The 20636-nt window shown below is 31.8% G+C and carries 10 protein-coding genes, 2 pseudogenes and 1 riboswitch; of the genes and pseudogenes, 6 read left to right on the top strand and 6 right to left on the bottom strand.

What is annotated here, in order from left to right:
- Nucleotides 1-89: 89 nt before the first annotated feature.
- A pseudogene (locus ABH957_RS11130) lies at nt 90-581 on the bottom strand (fibronectin type III domain-containing protein); the annotation flags it as partial.
- A gap of 471 nt (nt 582-1052) precedes the next feature.
- On the opposite strand from ABH957_RS11130, the gene ABH957_RS11125 reads away from it, so the two are divergent.
- From ABH957_RS11125 to ABH957_RS11105, 5 genes are all read left to right on the top strand, one after another.
- On the top strand, nt 1053-1376 hold the full coding sequence (locus ABH957_RS11125) for a hypothetical protein (RefSeq protein ID WP_404511362.1): 324 nt from the start codon (nt 1053-1055) through the stop codon (nt 1374-1376).
- 1689 nt (nt 1377-3065) lie between these two features.
- Nucleotides 3066-4109 carry a Fic family protein gene (locus tag ABH957_RS11120; protein ID WP_016091364.1) on the top strand — a complete coding sequence of 348 codons (1044 nt, stop codon included), beginning with the start codon at nt 3066-3068 and terminating at the stop codon, nt 4107-4109.
- 850 nt (nt 4110-4959) lie between these two features.
- Entirely contained in the window at nt 4960-6468 is a 1509-nt protein-coding gene (locus ABH957_RS11115; protein WP_404511210.1) for a spore germination protein, read from the top strand.
- Nucleotides 6455-7558: a GerAB/ArcD/ProY family transporter gene (locus ABH957_RS11110; protein WP_033729443.1), complete on the top strand. Its 1104-nt coding sequence runs from the start codon at nt 6455-6457 to the stop codon at nt 7556-7558. Before ABH957_RS11115 ends, ABH957_RS11110 begins: the two co-directional genes overlap by 14 nt.
- Complete coding sequence (locus tag ABH957_RS11105; RefSeq protein WP_002185803.1) at nt 7555-8682, top strand: Ger(x)C family spore germination protein; 1128 nt, start codon at nt 7555-7557, stop codon at nt 8680-8682. The genes ABH957_RS11110 and ABH957_RS11105 overlap by 4 nt, the downstream gene beginning before the upstream one ends.
- A 636-nt stretch (nt 8683-9318) precedes the next feature.
- Here ABH957_RS11105 and mgtA read toward each other — a convergent pair.
- The 5 genes and pseudogenes from mgtA to ABH957_RS11080 all read right to left on the bottom strand — a co-directional run bounded on the left by mgtA (nt 9319) and on the right by ABH957_RS11080 (nt 18189).
- Nucleotides 9319-12012 (bottom strand): magnesium-translocating P-type ATPase, encoded by a 2694-nt coding sequence (mgtA, locus tag ABH957_RS11100; protein ID WP_404511208.1) that lies wholly within the window; start codon nt 12010-12012, stop codon nt 9319-9321.
- 228 nt (nt 12013-12240) lie between these two features.
- Nucleotides 12241-12780 (bottom strand): undecaprenyl-diphosphatase, encoded by a 540-nt coding sequence (locus tag ABH957_RS11095; RefSeq protein ID WP_033729449.1) that lies wholly within the window; start codon nt 12778-12780, stop codon nt 12241-12243.
- A 22-nt stretch (nt 12781-12802) separates the two neighbouring features.
- Nucleotides 12803-13915: pseudogene (locus ABH957_RS11090) on the bottom strand (FtsW/RodA/SpoVE family cell cycle protein).
- Between the two features lie 89 nt (nt 13916-14004).
- Entirely contained in the window at nt 14005-15333 is a 1329-nt protein-coding gene (gene mgtE, locus ABH957_RS11085; RefSeq protein WP_002185814.1) for a magnesium transporter, read from the bottom strand.
- Between the two features lie 211 nt (nt 15334-15544).
- Nucleotides 15545-15721, bottom strand: a riboswitch (M-box (ykoK) riboswitch).
- A gap of 563 nt (nt 15722-16284) precedes the next feature.
- The gene (locus ABH957_RS11080) at nt 16285-18189 is read right to left on the bottom strand and encodes an S-layer homology domain-containing protein (RefSeq protein ID WP_404453885.1); all 1905 of its coding nucleotides are present in this window, start codon (nt 18187-18189) and stop codon (nt 16285-16287) included.
- A gap of 891 nt (nt 18190-19080) precedes the next feature.
- Here ABH957_RS11080 and brnQ point away from each other — a divergent pair.
- Nucleotides 19081-20406, top strand: coding sequence for a branched-chain amino acid transport system II carrier protein (gene brnQ / locus ABH957_RS11075; RefSeq protein ID WP_404511206.1), 1326 nt, complete (start codon nt 19081-19083; stop codon nt 20404-20406).
- The last annotated feature ends 230 nt before the right edge of the window (nt 20407-20636 follow it).

Below are 20636 nucleotides of genomic sequence, written 5' to 3'. Positions count from 1 at the left end.
ATTTCGTATATATTGGGATGAAGAGTAAAAATTGCACCCCTGTTCCGGTATTGCACATAGAATAAGTGATAACTACCCTTTTCCACTTATCATTTATTTAAAACTGGCTTCCAAAGCGATAGTGCAAAAATCCAATTTGGATCGCCGTTCCCTTGATAACTTTGAATCGCTTCATACACTTTTCCCTCATGTACTACTTTATCACCTTTATTGTATGCTTTTCTTGCATCCCATTTTTCATAAGTAGAGTCCTCTAGTTTTGTTGCTACAGTTAAAACATCACTTCTACTAGACTCATTTCCAGCTAAATCAACCGCCGTCACTACATATTTATACGATGTATTAGTTTTTAAATCTTTATCCATAAAGGATGTATTATCCGCTGTCCCAATTTTATTCATAACCCCAGTGCTTTCTCTATATACAACATAATGATCAACACCTACATTATCTTCAGACGCACTCCACATCAAATCAACAGTTGTCGCTGTTGTACCCATACTATGTAATCCTTTTGGTTGAGTCGGAGCCTCTTTATCTGGAGTTTCATTTGTTGTCTTAACCTTTAGTTTTTCACTTTTATACATTGTCATAAGAAATTCTCCTTTATTATCCGTGCATTTCCGCACGTCTTTTAATTAGAAGTATATTCTAAAATTATTACGGTTTAATATTCTTACTTTTTGGTATATTGAAGTTTATATTTTCAAAATAATATAATTCCAGAAACGCCTTACACACATATTGTAAAATTCCAATATGTGATTCATATGAACTTAATATACGGTTTAAATGAATCTTAAATAATGAATCTCACTTCACTATGGAGACACTGTTGAAACTTTACTTCAATAACTCTGTAGGAAACTTATAAACAACTAAAAAAGGACACACCTATAGCATATGTATGCGTAGGTGTGTCCTTTTCTAAGATAAATTTTAGAGTATTAACTTCTTTTTATCCCATCGTATAAGATAACTATTTAAATTTCAAAATATATAGTATAGAATAGGAACATTCGCTATATTTATGTATGAAAGGATTTTCGGAAATGGACTTGTTGCAAATCAAGAAAATGGAAAATTTAATTTGGACTATTGAACATAGTAGTGACCTCTCAAAAAGGTTTTACATAATAAAATTTTTTGATAGAGAAAATACAATTAAGCCAATTGAAACATTAGAATTTGGAAATAGAAATATCGACAAATTTGAATGGGTGTTTATTAATATATTTCCAAGGGTAGTAACAACTTATGTCCCTTCCACTGGAAGGAAACCTGATGAATCATTAATAGATAAAACTAGAGAAAACAGTAAAGAATCACTTATTTTACAAGGAATACGAACCTACACCAAGTTTTGGTCATGTTAACCCCCACCCTTCTATAGCAGCAAATATAATTTTGCATAAAATGTGTTTTTTTGAGTTAAGGTGAATTCTATATGTAAATTCTTCTGAGAGTTTCATTCACATTGTATTGTTCGTTATTTGAAGAACAAGGAGTTTTTTATAATATACGATATATCAATTTTTAAAATGTATGCTTATACTTATTTTTTTAGGCATTTTATTCTCTTAAGAGCATCCACGCAAATACATGCTCTTAAGAAAATAAAAGTAGTACGCATGAGATTGAATGAATATTAAATAAAACACTTTGGATCTGGAACTTACCTTACACTTTGTTTTATATACATAAAAGAAGAGTAGAATATCCTTTTTTATTTTTAGATTTGCCTACTAACACTTCAAACAATCTATCAGGACGTTAAGTAGTGAATGGTTCAATTTAAGGGGATTGTTTTAGTTTCTACTAATTTAGCAGAAAATTCAGTTCCACATTTAACCTTTTTAAATTCTAGATGATTAAATCCTTGATTAGCGCCTCATCGGTTGAATCAAAAAGGGTATGCACTTTAATAACACCTAGTCCAACAAACGTAAATATTACTCCTACCAAATCAAACAAAAAAATTTGAGTAGCCCCCTATTTATTGCACTAATTATAACTAGAGCTAGCCCTTTCCTTTTCTTTAAATTCCTACTTTAACTAGAACATACGGACGTTAAGTGATATGAATTCATTTTATAATGGGGGGATTTTTCACCTTTTCTAAACAACTTATTATATTATTTTTATCTAATAAGGCACAGAAACAAATTAAAAAACTTTAGTGCTCCTGAAAATCTCTTGAGGAAAAACATTTTTAGGGTGAAACGTTTTTCAGGTTACTTTTATACTGACTCTTTTCCTTAAAATGTTTCTGTACCTAATATTTAAATTAACTTATGTCAAAATATTTCGCAATACAAGCGCTAAATGCTACATGGATATATAAAAAATGACACTTTTTATGAGCATACCCCATCAAATACTTATATTAAATATAGAAAAGTCACCTTAATATTATTAAATTTGTTAAATTAAATAATGAAAATGGAGAATACTAACTTTATAATTGTCACAATTTAATTTATATATCTACTCTTTTATTACTCGTAAAAATCATTTGATAATTCCTTCAATATTAATTTATGAAATGCAGAGACCATCTAAAGCAACAATTTTCTTACATTAGATTGTTTTTCTATTTAATTTATTTTGTCGAAAAAAGTCGATATTTTCATATTTTTTTCATTTAATTATTGTACATTTGCACATTTAATGTTAGGATTATGCCTATTCAAATTAGATCCTATTGATTCCTCTTTAAGATTTCTTTATTTTATTTGTGAAAATTAGTTACTTTCTAGTAAATTCCCAGCAATAATACAGCAAACTACACTAATAATAATTCTAAAATTATATTTTTACCTCGTAAATTCATAAAAAGGAATTTAAGTCAAACTATATTTTTTATCTGTGTATATTCATTCTTTATTCAAACATGATTAATTATAAGTTCTAACTCGTTAATCAAATTTAAATAACAATTTTGATTCTAAAATAAGTTCAAAATCAAAATAAATATATTGTTATTTCAAAATAATGTTGTAAACTATCTTTAGAATGGAAAGATTTATGTAACAGCATGTTAAGGGGTTACAGGGGGAATAAAAATGAGAAATTTTTTCGATGACAGGTATAAAAATATTGAATTAAAAAGGAGACTATTAAATATAATTAGTGAAATTAGTGAATTAAAAGGAAAATTAGCTGCTTATCAGGAACAAAATCCTGATATATTTACTAGCTTAGAAAAAACCATACCACTTCATTACATAAAAAACTTTACTACTACCTATGAAGATATAAAAGTCCCTAATAAAAGATTAAAAGAACTTATTTTAGATGATATAGTACCTCAAAATATTTCGGAAGATGCTATCTTTTGTTTTTATCAAACACTTACTTTTGTACATAAGAATTCCTGTGATTTATTAATCAATCCAGAGACTATACAGGAATTACATTTTCAATTAATACATTACATTACCTCTGACAGTGCCAAATGGCGCGAAAAACCGTTTACTATTCCAGGTATTCCTGAAAACGGAATGCACTTAAATAGTTACCGCATTCTTCCACATGAGCTTATTCCACAAGTAATGGAACAATTATGTGATCAATATAACTCATTAAATTCTAGTAAGGGCCATCATTCACTTTTATTAATAGCTCGTTTTATATTTAATTTTTATTGCATAGTCCCTTTTAATCAGGGTAACGGCAGATTGGCACTTATGTTAATGCAATTGCTATTAATTAAGAGTGGAAATACATTTGTAAAATATGTATGTCTGGATAAATACATTAAGAAAAACGAATCTGAATATTACAATTCAATTTATAAATCTTCGGTAAATTGGTACTGCGAGGAACATAATAGTAGCTTTTGGTTAAAAACGTTTTTAACTATTATATTAGAGGCGTACAAAGATCTTCATAATACAGTTCTAGATTCTATATGTAAGCATACTAAAGTGGAGAGAATTCAGGATTTTATCCTTAAACAAAAACAACCCTTTACTAAGGAGTGTATTCGTAACACATATCCAGACATAGCAGAGAGTACAATCAGTAAGGCTTTAAATTCCTTGCAATTGTTTGGCCATATTAAGCTAGTGACAAAAGGAAGAAATGCTAGTTGGATTAAAGTTTAACTATACTTGTAAAACACTTACAGTTCAAAAAAGAAAATTATAACTTTATCATTTAAATTCATGCCTTTGGACTCTTATTCATTGAATTTCACTTTAATATATTAAGCTATTATTACTAATTTAGTTATTTCTAATTCCTACAAAACACAAAACGGTTTATAGGAATATTTGTCGAAAAAAGTCGCATTTTAATATTTTTTCTTTATTTTCTGGTTGTAAACGTTTTATTTTCGTGTTACCATCTTAATCAAACAATAGATGGTAATAAAAATGAAAATATTTCTTTCCCTTAGAAACATATAAACGTACGGTCATATCAAGAAAATAAGGCCAAAGAAATATTTGATACCTATCCAAATTACCAATAGGAATTTTGCCGCATTAACTTTCTGTTATTTCAGAATAAAACTTCACATTTTGTCCCTAAACAAAATTTGTTAGCGTGCAAAATTCAAATACACTAAAACACCCAAATAAATGAAATGTCCTTTTTTATTGAGCATTGAGGTATGAAAAAATAATTCTTCCTACAAAATTCAGCTGAGTAACATAAAGACATCTAAATTACTACCTTTATCGCCATCTATTGTTGACAACATATTTACCAACTATTAAAAAGAACCTATCAAGGGTTCTTTTTTATTATAATCATTCAAATTTCACTTCTATCTTGATACTTAGATTTCTACACAAATTACATCTACTTTTTTACTCTCAATTATTGAATTTATAATATAGTACTTCAATTTTAGTTATTCTTGATCTCAATCCGTTTAAATTAGTGAATAAAATTCAAACATATAAAAATAATAACTACAACTAATCGTTATATATTAAAGAGGTGTCAATTTTGTCCTTAAATGAAAAGACCTTAGAAACAAAGACAGATAAAACCATTGAAAAAATCCAAACAAGTAACTTAAAAGAACTTAAAAATACATTAGATAACATCTTTGATATTAGTGCAGATTTGATTGAACATCCTTTGCAATTAAAAACAAACACGAATATTTTACTATATTATTTTGAAGGCCTTACAGATGGTGTTGCATTAAAAGGAAATGTTGTTACACCATTATTACAAGAAGTGAATGAAGACAGTCAAATATTTAATTCTAATATTATTGCTACTCATACCAAAATAGTATATACGTGGAATGAAATTAAAGAAGGATTACTTGAGGGACAATGTGTACTGTTTATGGAAGGAGAAAAGAAAGCCCTTCTCATTAATACAAAGGGATGGCCAGAAAGATCAATTCAGGAACCTATTTCAGAAGTTACCATTAAAGGTTCTCATGATGGGTTTATTGAGAATGTCACTAAAAACATAGGTCTGATTCGTCGATATATTCCTTCTACTGAATTGAAAATTAAAAAAATGACAATCGGAGAACGGGCCACTACTTTTGTATATTTACTTTACTTAGGCGATGTAGCTAACGAAGATGTGGTACAGGAAGTGGAGACAAGAATCTGTAAAATTAAAACTGATACAGTATTGAGCGTAGGAGAATTGTCCAACTTTACAAAAGATCAAAATTGGACTCCCTTTCCACAGGCTTATTTAAGTGAACGCCCAGATGCTATTTCTAATCATATTCTTGATGGTAAAGTAGCAGTGTTAATTGATAGATCTCCTGGTGCAATGATCGTTCCAATGAATTTAATTGGATTTTTTCAGACTCCCGATGATTATAATGTACATTGGCTGATTGCATCATCTTTTCGCTTATTACGATTTTTAGGATTTATTATAGCTATATTTTTACCCGCAATATATATTGCAATGGTTTCATTCCACTTTGAAATCATTCCTTTAGATCTATATACTTCTATTGCAACGTCAAGAATTAAAGTCCCTTTCTCGCCTTTACTAGAAGCATTTATTATGGAAATCACATTAGAAATGCTTCGTGAAGCTGGTATTCGTCTACCACAACCAATTGGACAAACCATTGGAATTGTTGGAGGTATTGTAATTGGACAAGCAGCTGTTCAAGCAGGGCTTGTGAGTAATGTTATGGTTATTATCGTGTCTATTACTGCCATTGCATCATTTGTTGTTTCTAATTATGATTTATCAAGTTGTATTCGGCTTATTCGTTTTCCAATGATGTTATTTGCCTACTTTTTTGGAATTGTAGGTATTGTTAGTGGATTAATGCTCTTATTTGCTCATTTTGTTTCACTAACTTCCTATGGTTCACCATATGGATTGCCAATTGCACCATTTCGTCTCCAAGAGTTAAAAGATTCTTTTGTAAGATTTCCAATTTCTATGATCACCACCCGCTCGAGTACAGGACAGCCGAAACAAAGAAAGAAAAAAGAAGGTGGTTCACATGGGGAATCTTAAATTCCAAAACATAACTTCATTCGAATATATTGTTTTCATTCATTCACTGCAACTAGCATCAGGTATGCTAATTATGCCAAGCCCTCTTGCCACTACCGCTGGTACAGACGGCTGGATTTCTATCATTCTGGGATGGATAATTACTTCTATAATTGGCGTAATTATTATATTAATGTTACAAAAAAATCCTAACAAAAATTTCTCTCAGATCTTAAATGCATACTTTGGTAAATGGCTAGGAACAATTTTTCTTCTTTTATATGCCTTTTATCTATTTTTTGCTGGTTTTAATACTTTATTAAAGGCAACTGATATTGTAAAAGTGTGGATATTCCCCTCCACTCCTGCTTATCAAATCTCCATATTATTACTATTGCCTTTTATTATTTTAGCCCTGAGTGGGTTAAGGGCTCTTACTAGTTATTCTATGCTTGTTTTCTTCTTCACTACTTGGATGCCACTATTTCTTCTTTTTTCACTAAAGAGTAACTACAATCCTTTACACCTACTACCTATTTTTAAAGATGGCTTATACCCTATTGTAAAGGCAACAAAAGAAACCATTACTCCTTATGCGGGCTTAGAAATTGCATATTTTATTTATCCGTTCTTACAAAAAAAACAAAAAGCCATAAAAGGAATACTAATAGCGAATACTGGAACCATGTTTTTCTATCTATATGTGACTATTCTTTCTTATATATACTTTAGTCCGGAGGGGATAAAAGACGTAATTTGGCCAGTATTTCATCTGTTAAAAGGAGTTCGTTTTTCTTTCATAGAACGATTAGAAATTTTATATATCGCTTACTATTTGATTGTATTTTCCACTACAATATATCCGTATTTATTTTTCAGTTTCGAATCTGTGACCATTTTATTTCAAAAAACCGTTCGCAATTGGGTGCTGGTTGGTTTTATGCTTTTAATAGTCGGCTTATTCGTTTTTCTAAATCCCGATGTGGATCAATATTTATTTATATATTCTCTTATGGATATCTTAAATATCCTTTTCTTTATTCTATTACCAATCTTCTTTTTCGCTTACAGCATTGTTTTTACTTGGTTTACTAGGAGGAAACAGCTTTGATTCGAAAATGGATATGGATTGTAATCTGTTGTGTATGTTTAATTGGTTGTGGTCAGAGAATTCCTCTTGAAAAAGTTTCTTTAATCCTTTTAATCGGCTTAGATAGTACTTCTAATGGAAACATAAAAGTGGGCACAAGCATACCACTCTTTCATCATAAACAGCAAAGCAGTACTGTAGAGCATTGGGTTCAGGCGTCAACCATATATGATGGATTTAGCAAAATGGATACGAAATTAACAGGGTATGTGACATCATCCAAAGCTGAAGTTATTTTAATTGGGGATAAATTAGCACAAGAAGAAAATTGGATACAGGCGCTCGATTCCTCTTACCGTGATCCTTACGCTACCATTAATGCTAAAGTAGTGCTTGTTGATGGACCGGCAGAAGATATGTTTAAAGTTAATAGGCCTGATAAGCCATCACTTCCATCTTATATAAATGGTGTAATCGAGTCTTCAATTCAAAATAATCAATCCGTCTCTTCTACAATTCAACAATTAATGAGAGAAAAAAATGAACAGGGAATGACGCAAACTGTTCCCATTATCAAGAAAACAAATAATGAAATTGATACGGTAGGAATTGCATTTTTAAATCATCAAGGAAAGTACTTAACGAAGATTCCTAAAACCGATGTGAAGTTTTTCAACCTTATTAATAAGTCAAAAAATACAGGTCGGATGATACTACACCTTGTTCTTTCTCCAAAAAAATCTGATAAAAAGCCAAATGCGTCTGTTTTCGTACAAAATGCAAAGAGAAAAATTAGTGTTGATTTCCAAAAAGGTAAATTTATTTTTAATATAGATGTAAGTATGAATGTATCCTTAATTGAAAAAACCAACGGAAACTTAACTAAAACTCGTTTACATGGTAATAAGAATATAGGTAGATTGGAACATGAAATCCAGGAAGAGTTCAATAAAAAATTACAAGGCATGTTACAGGATATGCAGAGAAATAAAATTGATCCAATTGGTTTATCATTACACGCTAGAGCTTTTCAATATAAAGAATGGAAAAAGGTAAAAGAAGATTGGTTGCGCGCTTTTTCAAAAGCTAAAATACGTGTGAATACACACGTTAAAATAAAAGATACAGGAACAATTAGAAATTAAACTATCTAGATTATTTTTAGCCAAGAAACCTTCCCCCTCAATTTGTGTGAAGGTGCATAGCACCAATAAGTTAAGTGGAAGATGAATTCACCTTTCCTGTAGGGAAACATGTGTTTCTAGGGTATATATGGTTCTGGTGCAAAGTTTCTCAAGAGATAAACAGAGGCATGAATATATGAGGAAATATTATGAGGCTACTAGTAATTCCTGTAATTCATGATATACCGAAAAGGCGAAGTCTCCAAAGAGACTCCGCCTTTTCAACGTACAATGAACTTCAACAAAATGTTTTAGTTTTAACGAATTCCCCGAAATAATTCTCCTTCCTCAAGCGTGTGAAGGGCGTAGCCCAACGGTAGGTGGGAGAGGAATTTCGGTTTGGCATAGCCAAAAGCTTTTGATAAACTAGCTATATGAAGTTCTTTGATAACTTGATATATGAGGTTGCAGGAAGAAGATAGAGTGCGAAAACCAAGCCATTCGGTTCCTGCGTAAAATATCAACCGTACCAAAAGAGCGTCCAAGCGTTGGATCTAGGGATGGAACACCCCGAAGTAACGCTCAGGGAGACGAAAGGTTGCTTTCATCGTGGAACTGAGAAGCTCCCACTTCAAGCTTTGCTAAGTGGCGAGTAGTTCACAGCCATCGATTAAACTTCCTGATGTATATTTTCTTTATAATTTCAGTAACTAGAGCATATATTGTTAAAATTCCAAATAACCACGGGAAATAATACAACGGAAGTGGAGTTAAGCCAATTTGGGTACTTAACCTGGTAAATGGAAGGGAAATCCCTATAATCATAACTAAACCTGTAAGTATCAAAACAGGTCTAGCAGCCGTACTTTGTAGAAAAGGAATATGTTGAGTACGAATCATATGCACAATTAATAATTGTGTTAGTAACCCTACTACGAACCAACCCGTTTGAAATAAGGATTGCATTTCAGGAATATTTGCACCAAATATATTCCACATTACGATAAAAATGATTATATCAAAAACACTACTTACCGGCCCAATAAAAATAATAAAACGAAATAAATCTTTTGTATCCCAACTTCTTGGTTTTACTAAAAATTCATTGTCTACTTTATCCCACGGAATTGAAAGTTGGGATAGATTATATAGTAAGTTTTGACATAATATTTGAATTGGTAGCATTGGAAGAAAAGGAAGAAATGCACTAGCAATTAATAAACTTAATACATTTCCAAAATTTGAACTTGCTGTCATCTTAATATACTTCAGTATATTTCCAAACGTTGTCCGCCCTTCCACAATAGCATCTTCTAATACATGTAAATTCTTTTCTATAAGTATAATATCTGAACACTCTTTAACGATATCATCTGCTGTATGGATAGATACACCAACGTCAGACTGTTTTAAAGCAAACACATCGTTAATTCCATCCCCCATAAATCCAACTGTATGGCCATTCATTTGAAGTGCCTTAATAATACGAAATTTTTGACTAGGATTTAATTTTGCGAACACACTTGTTTTACTTGCAAGTTTTACTAATGCTTTATCAGGAAGACTATCAATTTCATAACCCAGTACTGGTTCTCCTATATACAAGCCCATTTTCCTACATACATTTCTTGTCACGGACTCATTATCACCAGTTAAAATTTTCACTTGTACCCCTTTCTTTTGTAGAGTATGAAGTGCAGCCATAGCCGATTGTTTGGGTGGATTTGAAAAACCAACATATCCAACAAGTATCATATCTGATTCATCATCAATAGAGTAACTCCCCACTTTATCACTCTTTAACTGCTTATATGCAACTGCAACAACACGCATCCCCCGTTCCTGCCAGAGTTCAATTAAGTGTTTATTTTTACGTTGGATTTCATCTGTAATAGGAATTATCTTATTATTTTCTTTTATATAACTACAAATTGATATAACTTCTCTAACAGCACCTTTACATAGTATTATTCGTTCGTTAGCATTTGTTTCTACAACAACTGAAACTCGTCTTCGATTAAAATCAAATGGGCATTCATCTATTTTTGAGTATTGAGATATATCATATTCACTACTATCTCTTACATAACGCATAACCGATAGATCAATTTCATTTTTATATGCTGTATGAAAGTAGCCATTTAAATACGCTAATTTCAAAACCTCATCCGACTTCTCTCCATTAGTATCTGTATGGCATACCAGGTCCATTTTATCTTCTGTCAATGTGCCTGTTTTATCGGTACAGAGAATATCCATAGCTCCAAGATTATGGATAGAAGATAGTTGTTTTACAAGTACCTTCTTTTTACTCATATTAATAGAACCTTTAGCCAAATTAGCGGTCACAATCATTGGAAGCATCTCTGGAGTAAGTCCAATCGCTACAGCTAAAGCGAATAAAAATGCCTCATACCAATTCCCATTTATAAATCCATGTATTATCATAACAATAGGTGTCATGATAATCATAAATTTAATTAATAGCCAGCTAACTTTGCTTACCCCTTTATCGAATCTAGAATCAGATTTCTTGTTCAGTTTAAACTGATTCTTTGCTATTGAACCAAAGTAAGTATCTGTTCCAGTACCCACAACTATTGCTTTTGCGGTACCACTTATAATATGAGTTCCCATAAAACAGAGATTTTCCAATTCGATCAAATTTTGGATTTTTCTAATTTCACGTTTTTTGTACATATGGAAATACTGATTTGTTTTAACAATGGGTAATGCTTCCCCTGTTAGTGATGATTGATTTACAAGTAAATTTTCCGATGAGATGATTCGTACATCTGCAGGTACAATATTCCCGGCAGATAATTCTATAATATCCCCTGGTACAAGATTCTCAAGAGCAACTTGTACCTTTCCACTTTCTTCTAATACCGCCCTCTTATTTTCCTTATATAAAACATCTCCCCCCCTGAGAGCAGTTACCTTTCCATATACAAGATTTTTTAATTTTTCTATAGACTTCTGAGAACGAATTTCTTGTATGAACCGAATTAACACACTTACAGCCACCATAATCCCTACAATAATAGTACCCTTTATATCATTAGTAAGAAAAGATAACATCCCTAATATGATTAGAAGAGAAATAAACGGACTTCTAAAAGAATTAAATAATGTTATATACCATTTTATTCTTTTTTGATAAATCACTTTATTTTCCCCATATACTTCAAGCCGCTTAGTAGCTTCTTCCTGAGAAAGTCCATGAGACGATGTTTTAAAAAAAGCTAACGTCGACTCAACATCACTTTTTGCAATTTCACTTAGCATTTTATAATTTTTTCCTAGTACTTCCTGATTATAAAAAGATTTTTTTTTATTAGATCGCAACAACTTAACCTCCTACCCATTAAATAAAATCCCCCTGTTTTTTCAAAATATAATTTTAAAGCTATATTTTTATAATCACCCTGAATTTTTAATCAAATTTAGAAGTGCAATCGCACTTAAATAGTATTATTCTCACCGTAAAAAGTAATTTTTATTTATAGGTTTCCTCTTATTAGCAGCAAAAATTTTGAATATAATGTGGTCTGTCGCAAGTATAATAGTGTAGATGCTTTATTTATTATTTTTGAAGTTAGTTTTAACTATATAATGGATTATGAAGGCCCATAAAAATCCTAAAACAGCTCCTATTAATACATCCAGCGGATAATGTACTCCTACCCAGACCCTTGAAAAAGCAATTAAAAAAGCTAACAATAAAAATGCTTTCCCTAAACGTTTTTCATATAAGCATAAAGTTATAGCTATTGCGAAGGCACTTGTAGCATGATCACTAGGAAAAGAGGCATTAGCGCTATGCTCAACAAGTTGTTTTATATTCAACTGAGAAACAAATGGTCGTTCTCTATAAAAAAACAATCCAATAATTCTATTCAACACAAAAGCAAAACAGCATGCTATAATAGCTTGAATTACACAGGTTCTATTTTTATATTTTTTATTTAACCAAAGAATCATAAATAATAGTATGAACATATACTGAGCATATTCAGCAAAAAAGATCATTAAATAATCGATGTATACATTTCCTTTCACATGCTCATTTATATACCGAAATCCATTATAATCTAGATTGTTTATTAAATTTAACATTTCTCCTCCATAAGCAAATATATTATCTTTTTTTATTGAAAATTGAGATATTTATTAAAAGTCCCATTACTATTAAATTAGCCATTAAAGAACTTCCACCATAACCAATAAATGGAAGGTGGGGTGCCTGTAAGAGAGAACATTCCCGTGACACCTCCTAAATTAACAATGGATTGAAGACCTATCATACTCCCGATTCCTATTGATATTAGACCTCCAAATTGACTTTTACACTCTTGAGCAATCTTAAAAGAGCGAAGTACTATAGTTAATAAACCAGTTAATATGATTAGTACCCCTATAATTCCAAGCTCCTCAGATACAATTGACATAATAAAATCAGTATGAGGCTCAGGTAAAAAACCTTCCTGTTGAATACTATTTCCATACCCACGTCCACTAACTACACCAGATCCTATGGCAATAAATGAATTTACAAGTTGGTAACCATCCCCTTTTGCATCAAGAAATGGATTGAACACCGTTGTAATACGTGCCATTTGAACATCAGATAAACCAAACCTAAAAAGAAAGTATAAAGTCGGTACCCAAACAATTGAAGTAACAGTTATCCATTTCATTAAAATAGAAATGTTTATTCCAAAACATATAAACATACTTACCCCTATTCCTGAAATTAATAATGCAGATCCTAGATTGGGTTGTTTGTATGTCAAAAAGAACGTAAACATTAAAAACAAAATAACTTTACCACTGCCTTACCAATATGATTTTTGCACCTCTTGACGCTTTGAAAAAAAAACTGCTAGTACAATAATCACACCCAGTTTAATAAATTCTGCAGGCTGTATTCCAAATATCCAAGATTGTGCATTATTAACAACTTTCCCTTTCCATAAAACTAAAAATAGTAATACAATACTTACAATTACAATACACACGGAAACGATGCGTTTTTTCCATATATGTAAAGGTAGTCCTATACAAATTATTAACCCTATTACTCCTAAAAAAGTTTATTTAATTGAGAGCGAAAAAAGAAATCACCACTATAACCATAATTTTTTACTGCAACAATTGAGCTAGCACTATACATCATCAAAATTCCAAATATAATTGTAACGATAAGCGAAAACACCAACGGATAATCCAGTAACTTGAATATTTTTTTCATTTCTATTCTCTCTTTCTCCATGCTTCCAAGAATCTTGTCTACAAACTTTACGGGAACGAAACTAGGTATAAAAACTTAGTATAAATTTTTTATAAGCCTAATAACATTTTTGCAATGGTAAAGTACAGAATTAACCCCGTCCCATCGACTAATGTCGTAATGAACGGACCTGAAATAACAGCTGGATCCAACTTTAACTTATTTAGAATCAAGGGTAATACAGATGAAACAATAGACGACCAAATAACAATGAATAATCCAGTTATAGCTACAACTTGTGCGACTTCTGTACCTACGCCTAAAGTGTACGCACGAATTAATGCCGCCACGGCTAATGTAAGCCCAAGTAAAATACCTACTAATGCTTCTTTTTTCATAACACGAAATATATCTTTAAATTTCACCTCATTTAGAGCTACAGCACGAACCAATGTAGTTACGACCTGTGTACCTGTATTTCCACCAGTTCCAATTAACAATGGAATAAAGAAAGCCAGTGCTACTACATGAGTCAAAGTTTCTTCATAATGTCGAAGTACAGAACCAGTATATGCTTCCGCTACAAACAGAAGTAATAACCAACCTATACGTTTACGGTATATTTGCCAAATAGAGGTTTCGAAATATGGCTTATCTAATGGGGTGCTCCCTCCTAATTTTTGAATATCTTCAGTTGCTTCTTCTTCGAAAACATCCATTGCATCATCAAAGGTTATGATACCTATCATCCGATTATCCATCGTTGTTACAGGTATAGCAGATAAATCATAATCCATTAGCTTTTGTACAGCTTCCTGTTGGTCTAGATCCACTGAAACTGAAATGACATCTGATGCCATTATTGATGATAAAGTCTTATCATCTGAAGCTAGCAATAATTCACGAATAGAAACAATTCCATTAAGCTGACCACGCGTATCAAGAACATAAATATACGAAATTGATTCTACCCCTGCCCCAATTTTTCTAATATGCGACAGCGTATCTTTCACTTTCCAATTTTCCCTGGCGGCAATATAGTCAATTGTCATCAGACTGCCCGCTGTTCCAGATTGAAAAACCAGCAGACTTCTAATTCTTTGTTGAGATTCTTCAGACATAAGTTGTATCAGCTTTTTAGCCTGAAGTGCATGAATTGAAAGAATTACATCAACAAGGTCATCGATAGATTGCCTTGCTAATAGCTCTTCACCTTTATCCAAAGGCAAATTGGTACAAATATTATATTGCTCCTCTGGAGTAAGGTAACTAAGAATTTTCGCACCTTTTTCAGTAGGAAAATATTTCATTAAAGATATCTGATCTTTATGATGAAAATCTTTCATTTCCATTGCAATATCATAGGATTGATTTTTTATAAGCTCTCGCACTAAGTGTATGTCTTGTGTCTTTAATAATTGTTGCAAACATTTTTTCATCGTAATTCCTCCTTAAGGACAATGGCACTTGTTATCATTTTCCCACTTCTGGGAAAACAAATTTCTTAATAAATATGGGATCAATATCATCAATCATTAGTTTTCCCCCCTTTTATAAGAGATTTATTACAAATAAAATTTTGCATATAAAAAACCTCCCCTAGTGATTCAACTAAAGGAGGTTGATTTAAAAAAGACATAGCTAAATAAAGCTCATTCCCCCTAGTTGAGTTTTGGCACTATACAACGTAAAGGATGAATCTTTCATCACTTAGCTATCTTAAGAAGAGCCTTAATCCGACAATTCCTGTTCTACCCATTGGCATCTTTCGATATTTTTGGGCAATAGCCTGTGTTTGTATAGGAGCCTCACCTAACAGGTTATAAATATTTTAAATTTTTTATTCGTTTCGTGTTAAAGCATATCCACTATTTTTGAGCTTGTCAAGTAATAATAAAACTTATTTCTTCATTTTTTGATATCATACCATTCCCAACTCATAGATATAAACAGCTGTATACTGATTTATATTTATACAACGAACTTTACAATTTATGCGCTAAATTTTCTAAACTATAAACTATTAAATTAATTTTTTTTATTATTACACGTGTCCTGACGCTTTATAATTGAAGAATGGTGTAAAAATAAAATATTTAACGTATTATCCGAAAGAATGCTCCTTCCTCAAGCGTGTGAAGGGCGCTAGCCCAACGGTAGGTCGGAGATGAATGATTGCTTTCTTCGTGGAACTGAGAAGCTTCCACTTCAAGCATTGCTAAATGGCGAGTGGTTCACTGTATTTTATTTCAAACAAGATTTATACAAATGAAATGATTTATAGATTTCCTTATATAAATCTCTCGAAATATTTGAAATTTAAATATAAAAAAGTAGAAAGCATTCTTGCTAACAAAAATGCTTTCTGTTTTACACGATTTTTCTAGTATTTATTTATTTTTATTAAAAAAGATATAACTAGGGTCATAAAATAACCATTGATTATCACCAATACTTAACCATCCATTTTGTTCCTTATATACAGAATATGATTCATTTTTATTTAGTTTACGAATTACTTCATAAGTCGTCCCAGGTCCCTTGCGCAGATTTACACCAGAACCAGTTATGGTAACAACACCTATTGAATTATTGTTATCATTATTTAATACATGTAGCATTCTATTCAGAAAGGCAGCAGCTTCTCCGCGAGTGGCTGTACCTTTGGGCATAAATTCGTTTTTTTCATTTCCTTTTACAATCCCTAGTCCATAAACACGTTGTACAGCCTGTTTATCATACGCTAAGTTCTGATCAGTAAAAGGCAAGTCTACTAGCTTTCCAATAATATTTTTATACTGTAACGCTCGATCAATCATAATGACCACTTCATCACGCTTAATTGTGTCATTTGGAGCAAAAATATTATCTCCCCTACCACTAATGATTCCAGCTGCTGCTGCACGATTAATCCCATCTATTAATGAGGGGTGTGCCGTATTAAGATCAGTAAATTTTGAAGTGCCCTCAGGCAATTTTAAGGCTCTAGTAATAAATGTTGCAAATTCTGCTCGAGTAACAAGACGATCCGGCCAATATGAACCTTGTCCATCTCCTACCATAATCCCTTGCGATGCTAATTCACGAATATCTTTTTCATACCAACCACCGGTAATATCATCTTTATTGTTAGCGTTATAATAGTTTTTTGTACCAACTAAGAAATCATTCCAAGCATCTCTTTTAATCATTTTTGATGGACAAATTTTCCCGCTCCAATTTTGATGTTTAACCACATGATCTACAGAAATATCTAACTCCCTCATCAAATATGCTGTTAATTTACGAGCGTTATCCACAGCTTTATCATAGTTCCCATCACTATTTACAGCAATCTCAATTGCAATGGATTGTCTATTTCCAGTTCCATTCGTTCCATCACCTGCATGCCACCCATTCTCATCTAAAGGTAGATGTTGATAAATCTCTTTATCATCCACTGTAAAATGCCACGAAGCAGCACGATCTGTATTCCCTGTTGCTTGGTTATATAAATATTGTGCGTGATTTTTTGCACCTGCCCCTGGGCTCTCATTATCTGTTTCATGAATTGTAATATACTTTGCATTCATCGCATATCCAGGACGAATATTATTGTTACCTTTTGGAACAATCCATTCTGTAAATGGTACACCATATATATTACTAGTAGTAGCTCTTTGCTTAATAAGTGAAGGTTTTGACCCTTTAAATTTTACAGAATGCGATTTTATCCATTTGATTTCACCATCAGTTTGTATTTGAAACCAATCTCCTGCCTGTGCTATAGCATCTAGTGTTTGGGGTTCTAAACTACCATTTTCTTTAAATTCATCAAATGGAGATGAATAAACTTCTGTTTTCTCATTAATTACTATTTTTCTTGAATCATTTGGTAAAGTATAGATATTTCTTTCTATAAAGGCTTGATTACTATTATATATCCAACCTTCTCCCGAGCTTGTTTGAACAAAATACCAGTCACCTTTCTTCTTTGTTCCTGTTGCTATTTGTTTAGGTATTTCACTGGTAACAGTAGATTGTATATTAGGAGAATCATATAAAGTAGTTTGTTTTTGGATATTTACAATAAAGTTTCCTTGTATTTCACCATTTTCATCTATTTTATCCCCTTTTCCATCCTCATCTCTCATATCATCTTCAATACTCTTTATCGCTTCTATATCAGAAGACGTTATTTTAGTTCCCGTTACTACATTTTCTACTGAATCTGCAAACGAAGTAGTAGGAATGTTTATGTTTACTATTTGAAGTACCATGACCGTTGCTAAGACGTTATAAAGTCGTTTATTCATATTAATTTTTAACACACAATGCACGGATTGCGCTGTGTTAAATCCCCCTCCTTTTTTAAAATAGTTTTAGCAAATTTACAAACTAAAATAATTTCAATATTCTGTAATTTCATGCTAAAAACCACCATTTCTGTATTATTGTATATAAATAAAAGTGGAAATTATCTTTAATAACAGTTCTCCCTCCTCTTCCCATATTCATATTTCTAATAATTACACGCATTTTAGAGTAGCGTATAAAAAAAGAACTACAATGATAAAGAATAATTTACCTCTTGAATTTCAGAGTTTAACAAAATTTTATGCAGTGAATATGGGGAAATTATGTCCGTTATTTGAATTCAAATATTTATATATAGTAATTATATATTCAAAATAAAATTAACTTATTCAAAACAGGTCTGTTTTCTCACGGACACCAATAAACAGCACGTTCCATCGGTGCCTGTTCCTGTTCATGTCCCTTTTCTTTTTTCTTTGCTTCTACTATCTGTAGAATCATAGGAAAGGATGACTTATTTACGATTGAATTTATACCAGGTCTATTTAATTGATATGGTGAACCTCATTATAAAAACTAAAATAAATTACACTTCGCAGCAAAATCAATTCATAATAATTAATCAAGAGACGCTTATACAAATAGCTGCTGATCCCTTCATCCTCTTTTAAATTTCAATATAATAATTTTTGGTATAAAGATATTTCTATATTTAGAGTAAGACAGCACAATAAATTTGAGTATTTATATCATTTTATTTATTTCAAATAGTATTTCAAGTAAAATAAGGGATTTTTTTCATTTTTATTTTTCTGTATTTTCTAATTTCATATGTTATAATGAAAAAAACTTAAATTTCGACATTTTTCGTCAAAAAAGGAGAGTGCTCTATGAAACAATCGTTAACGTTTAAAGAAACAATCCCTATTGGACTTATGCTGTTTGCAATATTTTTCGGTGCAGGTAATATGATATTCCCTCCATTATTAGGATATTCATCTGGAACGAATATTTGGATATCGATTTCGGGATTTGTTGTGAGTAGTATTGGACTTCCATTACTAGCCATCGCTGCTATTTCCCTTTTTGGTGGAAATGTTAGTACCCTTGCTAGTAGGATTCACCCCGCCTGTGGTGTTATTATCCCTCTTATCATTTATTTAGCAATTGGCCCTTTTTTCGCCATTCCTCGTACAGGCACTGTTTCATATGAAATGGCAGTTGCCCCCTTTTTAAGTAACACCATGCAAAATCAATGGTATATATTACTCCTATACACATTTGCATATTTCGCTATAACGTATTATCTATCTTTAAATCCCTCTAAATTGGTAGATAGAATTGGAAAATATTTAACCCCGCTGTTACTAATCATGATTAGTATTATTATTGTTAAAGCAATTTCTTCACCAGTTGGATCTATTTCAACACCCTCTGATTCATATCAGGAAGCTCCTTTTTTCAAAGGATTTATTGAAGGGTTTTTAACAATGGATGCCCTTGCTGCTCTCGTATTTGGAATTATCGTAATTAACGCTATAAAAGAAAAAGGTGTTACAAATAAAAAATCCATTGCTAAATCTACTATAGTAGCAGGGCTTATAGCCGCACTTGGATTATCTATCATATATATATCACTTGCTTATATTGGAGCTACTTCTCAAACATTTGGCACATTTGAAAACGGAAGTGTGTTATTAACAAATTTAGTACAACATTTATTTGGGCAATATGGTCTTTCCTTATTAGGAATTACAATGTTATTCGCATGTTTAACTACATCTGTAGGACTCGTTTCAGCATGTGGGAGATTTTTCACAACACTATTTCCAAAGATTTCTTATAACAAAATCATTTTAATTATTTGCTTATTTAGCTTTGGAGTATCAAACCTTGGTTTGTCTATACTAATTAAACTTTCCCTACCTATCCTAATTGTTATCTATCCTGTAGCAATTGTGCTAATTATCCTCGCTTTTTTTGATCGATTTATAAAAGATAAGCAGGCTGTCTATGTTGGATCAGTTTTAGGAGCATTACTGATTAGTATAGTACAAGGATTAGAAACAGCAGAACTTGCTAGTGACTCGTTGCTTACTTTCATGCAATACGTTCCTCTATATAACGAAGGAATGGGATGGATTTTAATAGCCTTACTTGGCAGTTTGATTGGTTTGATGATTTCAGGAAGAACTAAACAGTGTTCTACTACGTAAAATCATTAAGGCAATTGTAATCATTGGAACAATGTAACTCTAAAGGGGCGTCTGATTCGTGTACAAAAAGAAAATATATAAACGAAAATAGTATCGGGATTGGATTTTTCCTGGTAATAACATTATGTTAGCTTCTTTGAACTCCCCCACTTAACACTCTTACGAGATGTTTGAAGTGGGGGATTCCTGCGAACACCGATGTATCCACCAGTTATCTTAGCAGGCTCTGC

Source organism: Bacillus sp. RC242 (genome assembly GCF_044908245.1).
GTDB lineage: Bacteria > Bacillota > Bacilli > Bacillales > Bacillaceae_G > Bacillus_A > Bacillus_A mycoides.
The sequence above is the reverse complement of the archived record's forward strand: the minus strand, read 5'-3'. Positions and strand labels throughout refer to the sequence as shown.

What these genes read in the sequence shown, in the direction of transcription:
- ABH957_RS11125 (WP_404511362.1), top strand. Translation starts at nt 1,053, where the DNA reads ATGGACTTGTTGCAAATCAAGAAAATGGAAAATTTAATTTGGACTATT.
- ABH957_RS11120 (WP_016091364.1), top strand. Translation starts at nt 3,066, where the DNA reads ATGAGAAATTTTTTCGATGACAGGTATAAAAATATTGAATTAAAAAGG.
- ABH957_RS11110 (WP_033729443.1), top strand. Translation starts at nt 6,455, where the DNA reads ATGGGGAATCTTAAATTCCAAAACATAACTTCATTCGAATATATTGTT.
- ABH957_RS11095 (WP_033729449.1), bottom strand. Translation starts at nt 12,780, where the DNA reads ATGTTAAATTTAATAAACAATCTAGATTATAATGGATTTCGGTATATA.
- mgtE (WP_002185814.1), bottom strand. Translation starts at nt 15,333, where the DNA reads ATGAAAAAATGTTTGCAACAATTATTAAAGACACAAGACATACACTTA.
- ABH957_RS11080 (WP_404453885.1), bottom strand. Translation starts at nt 18,189, where the DNA reads ATGAATAAACGACTTTATAACGTCTTAGCAACGGTCATGGTACTTCAA.
- brnQ (WP_404511206.1), top strand. Translation starts at nt 19,081, where the DNA reads ATGAAACAATCGTTAACGTTTAAAGAAACAATCCCTATTGGACTTATG.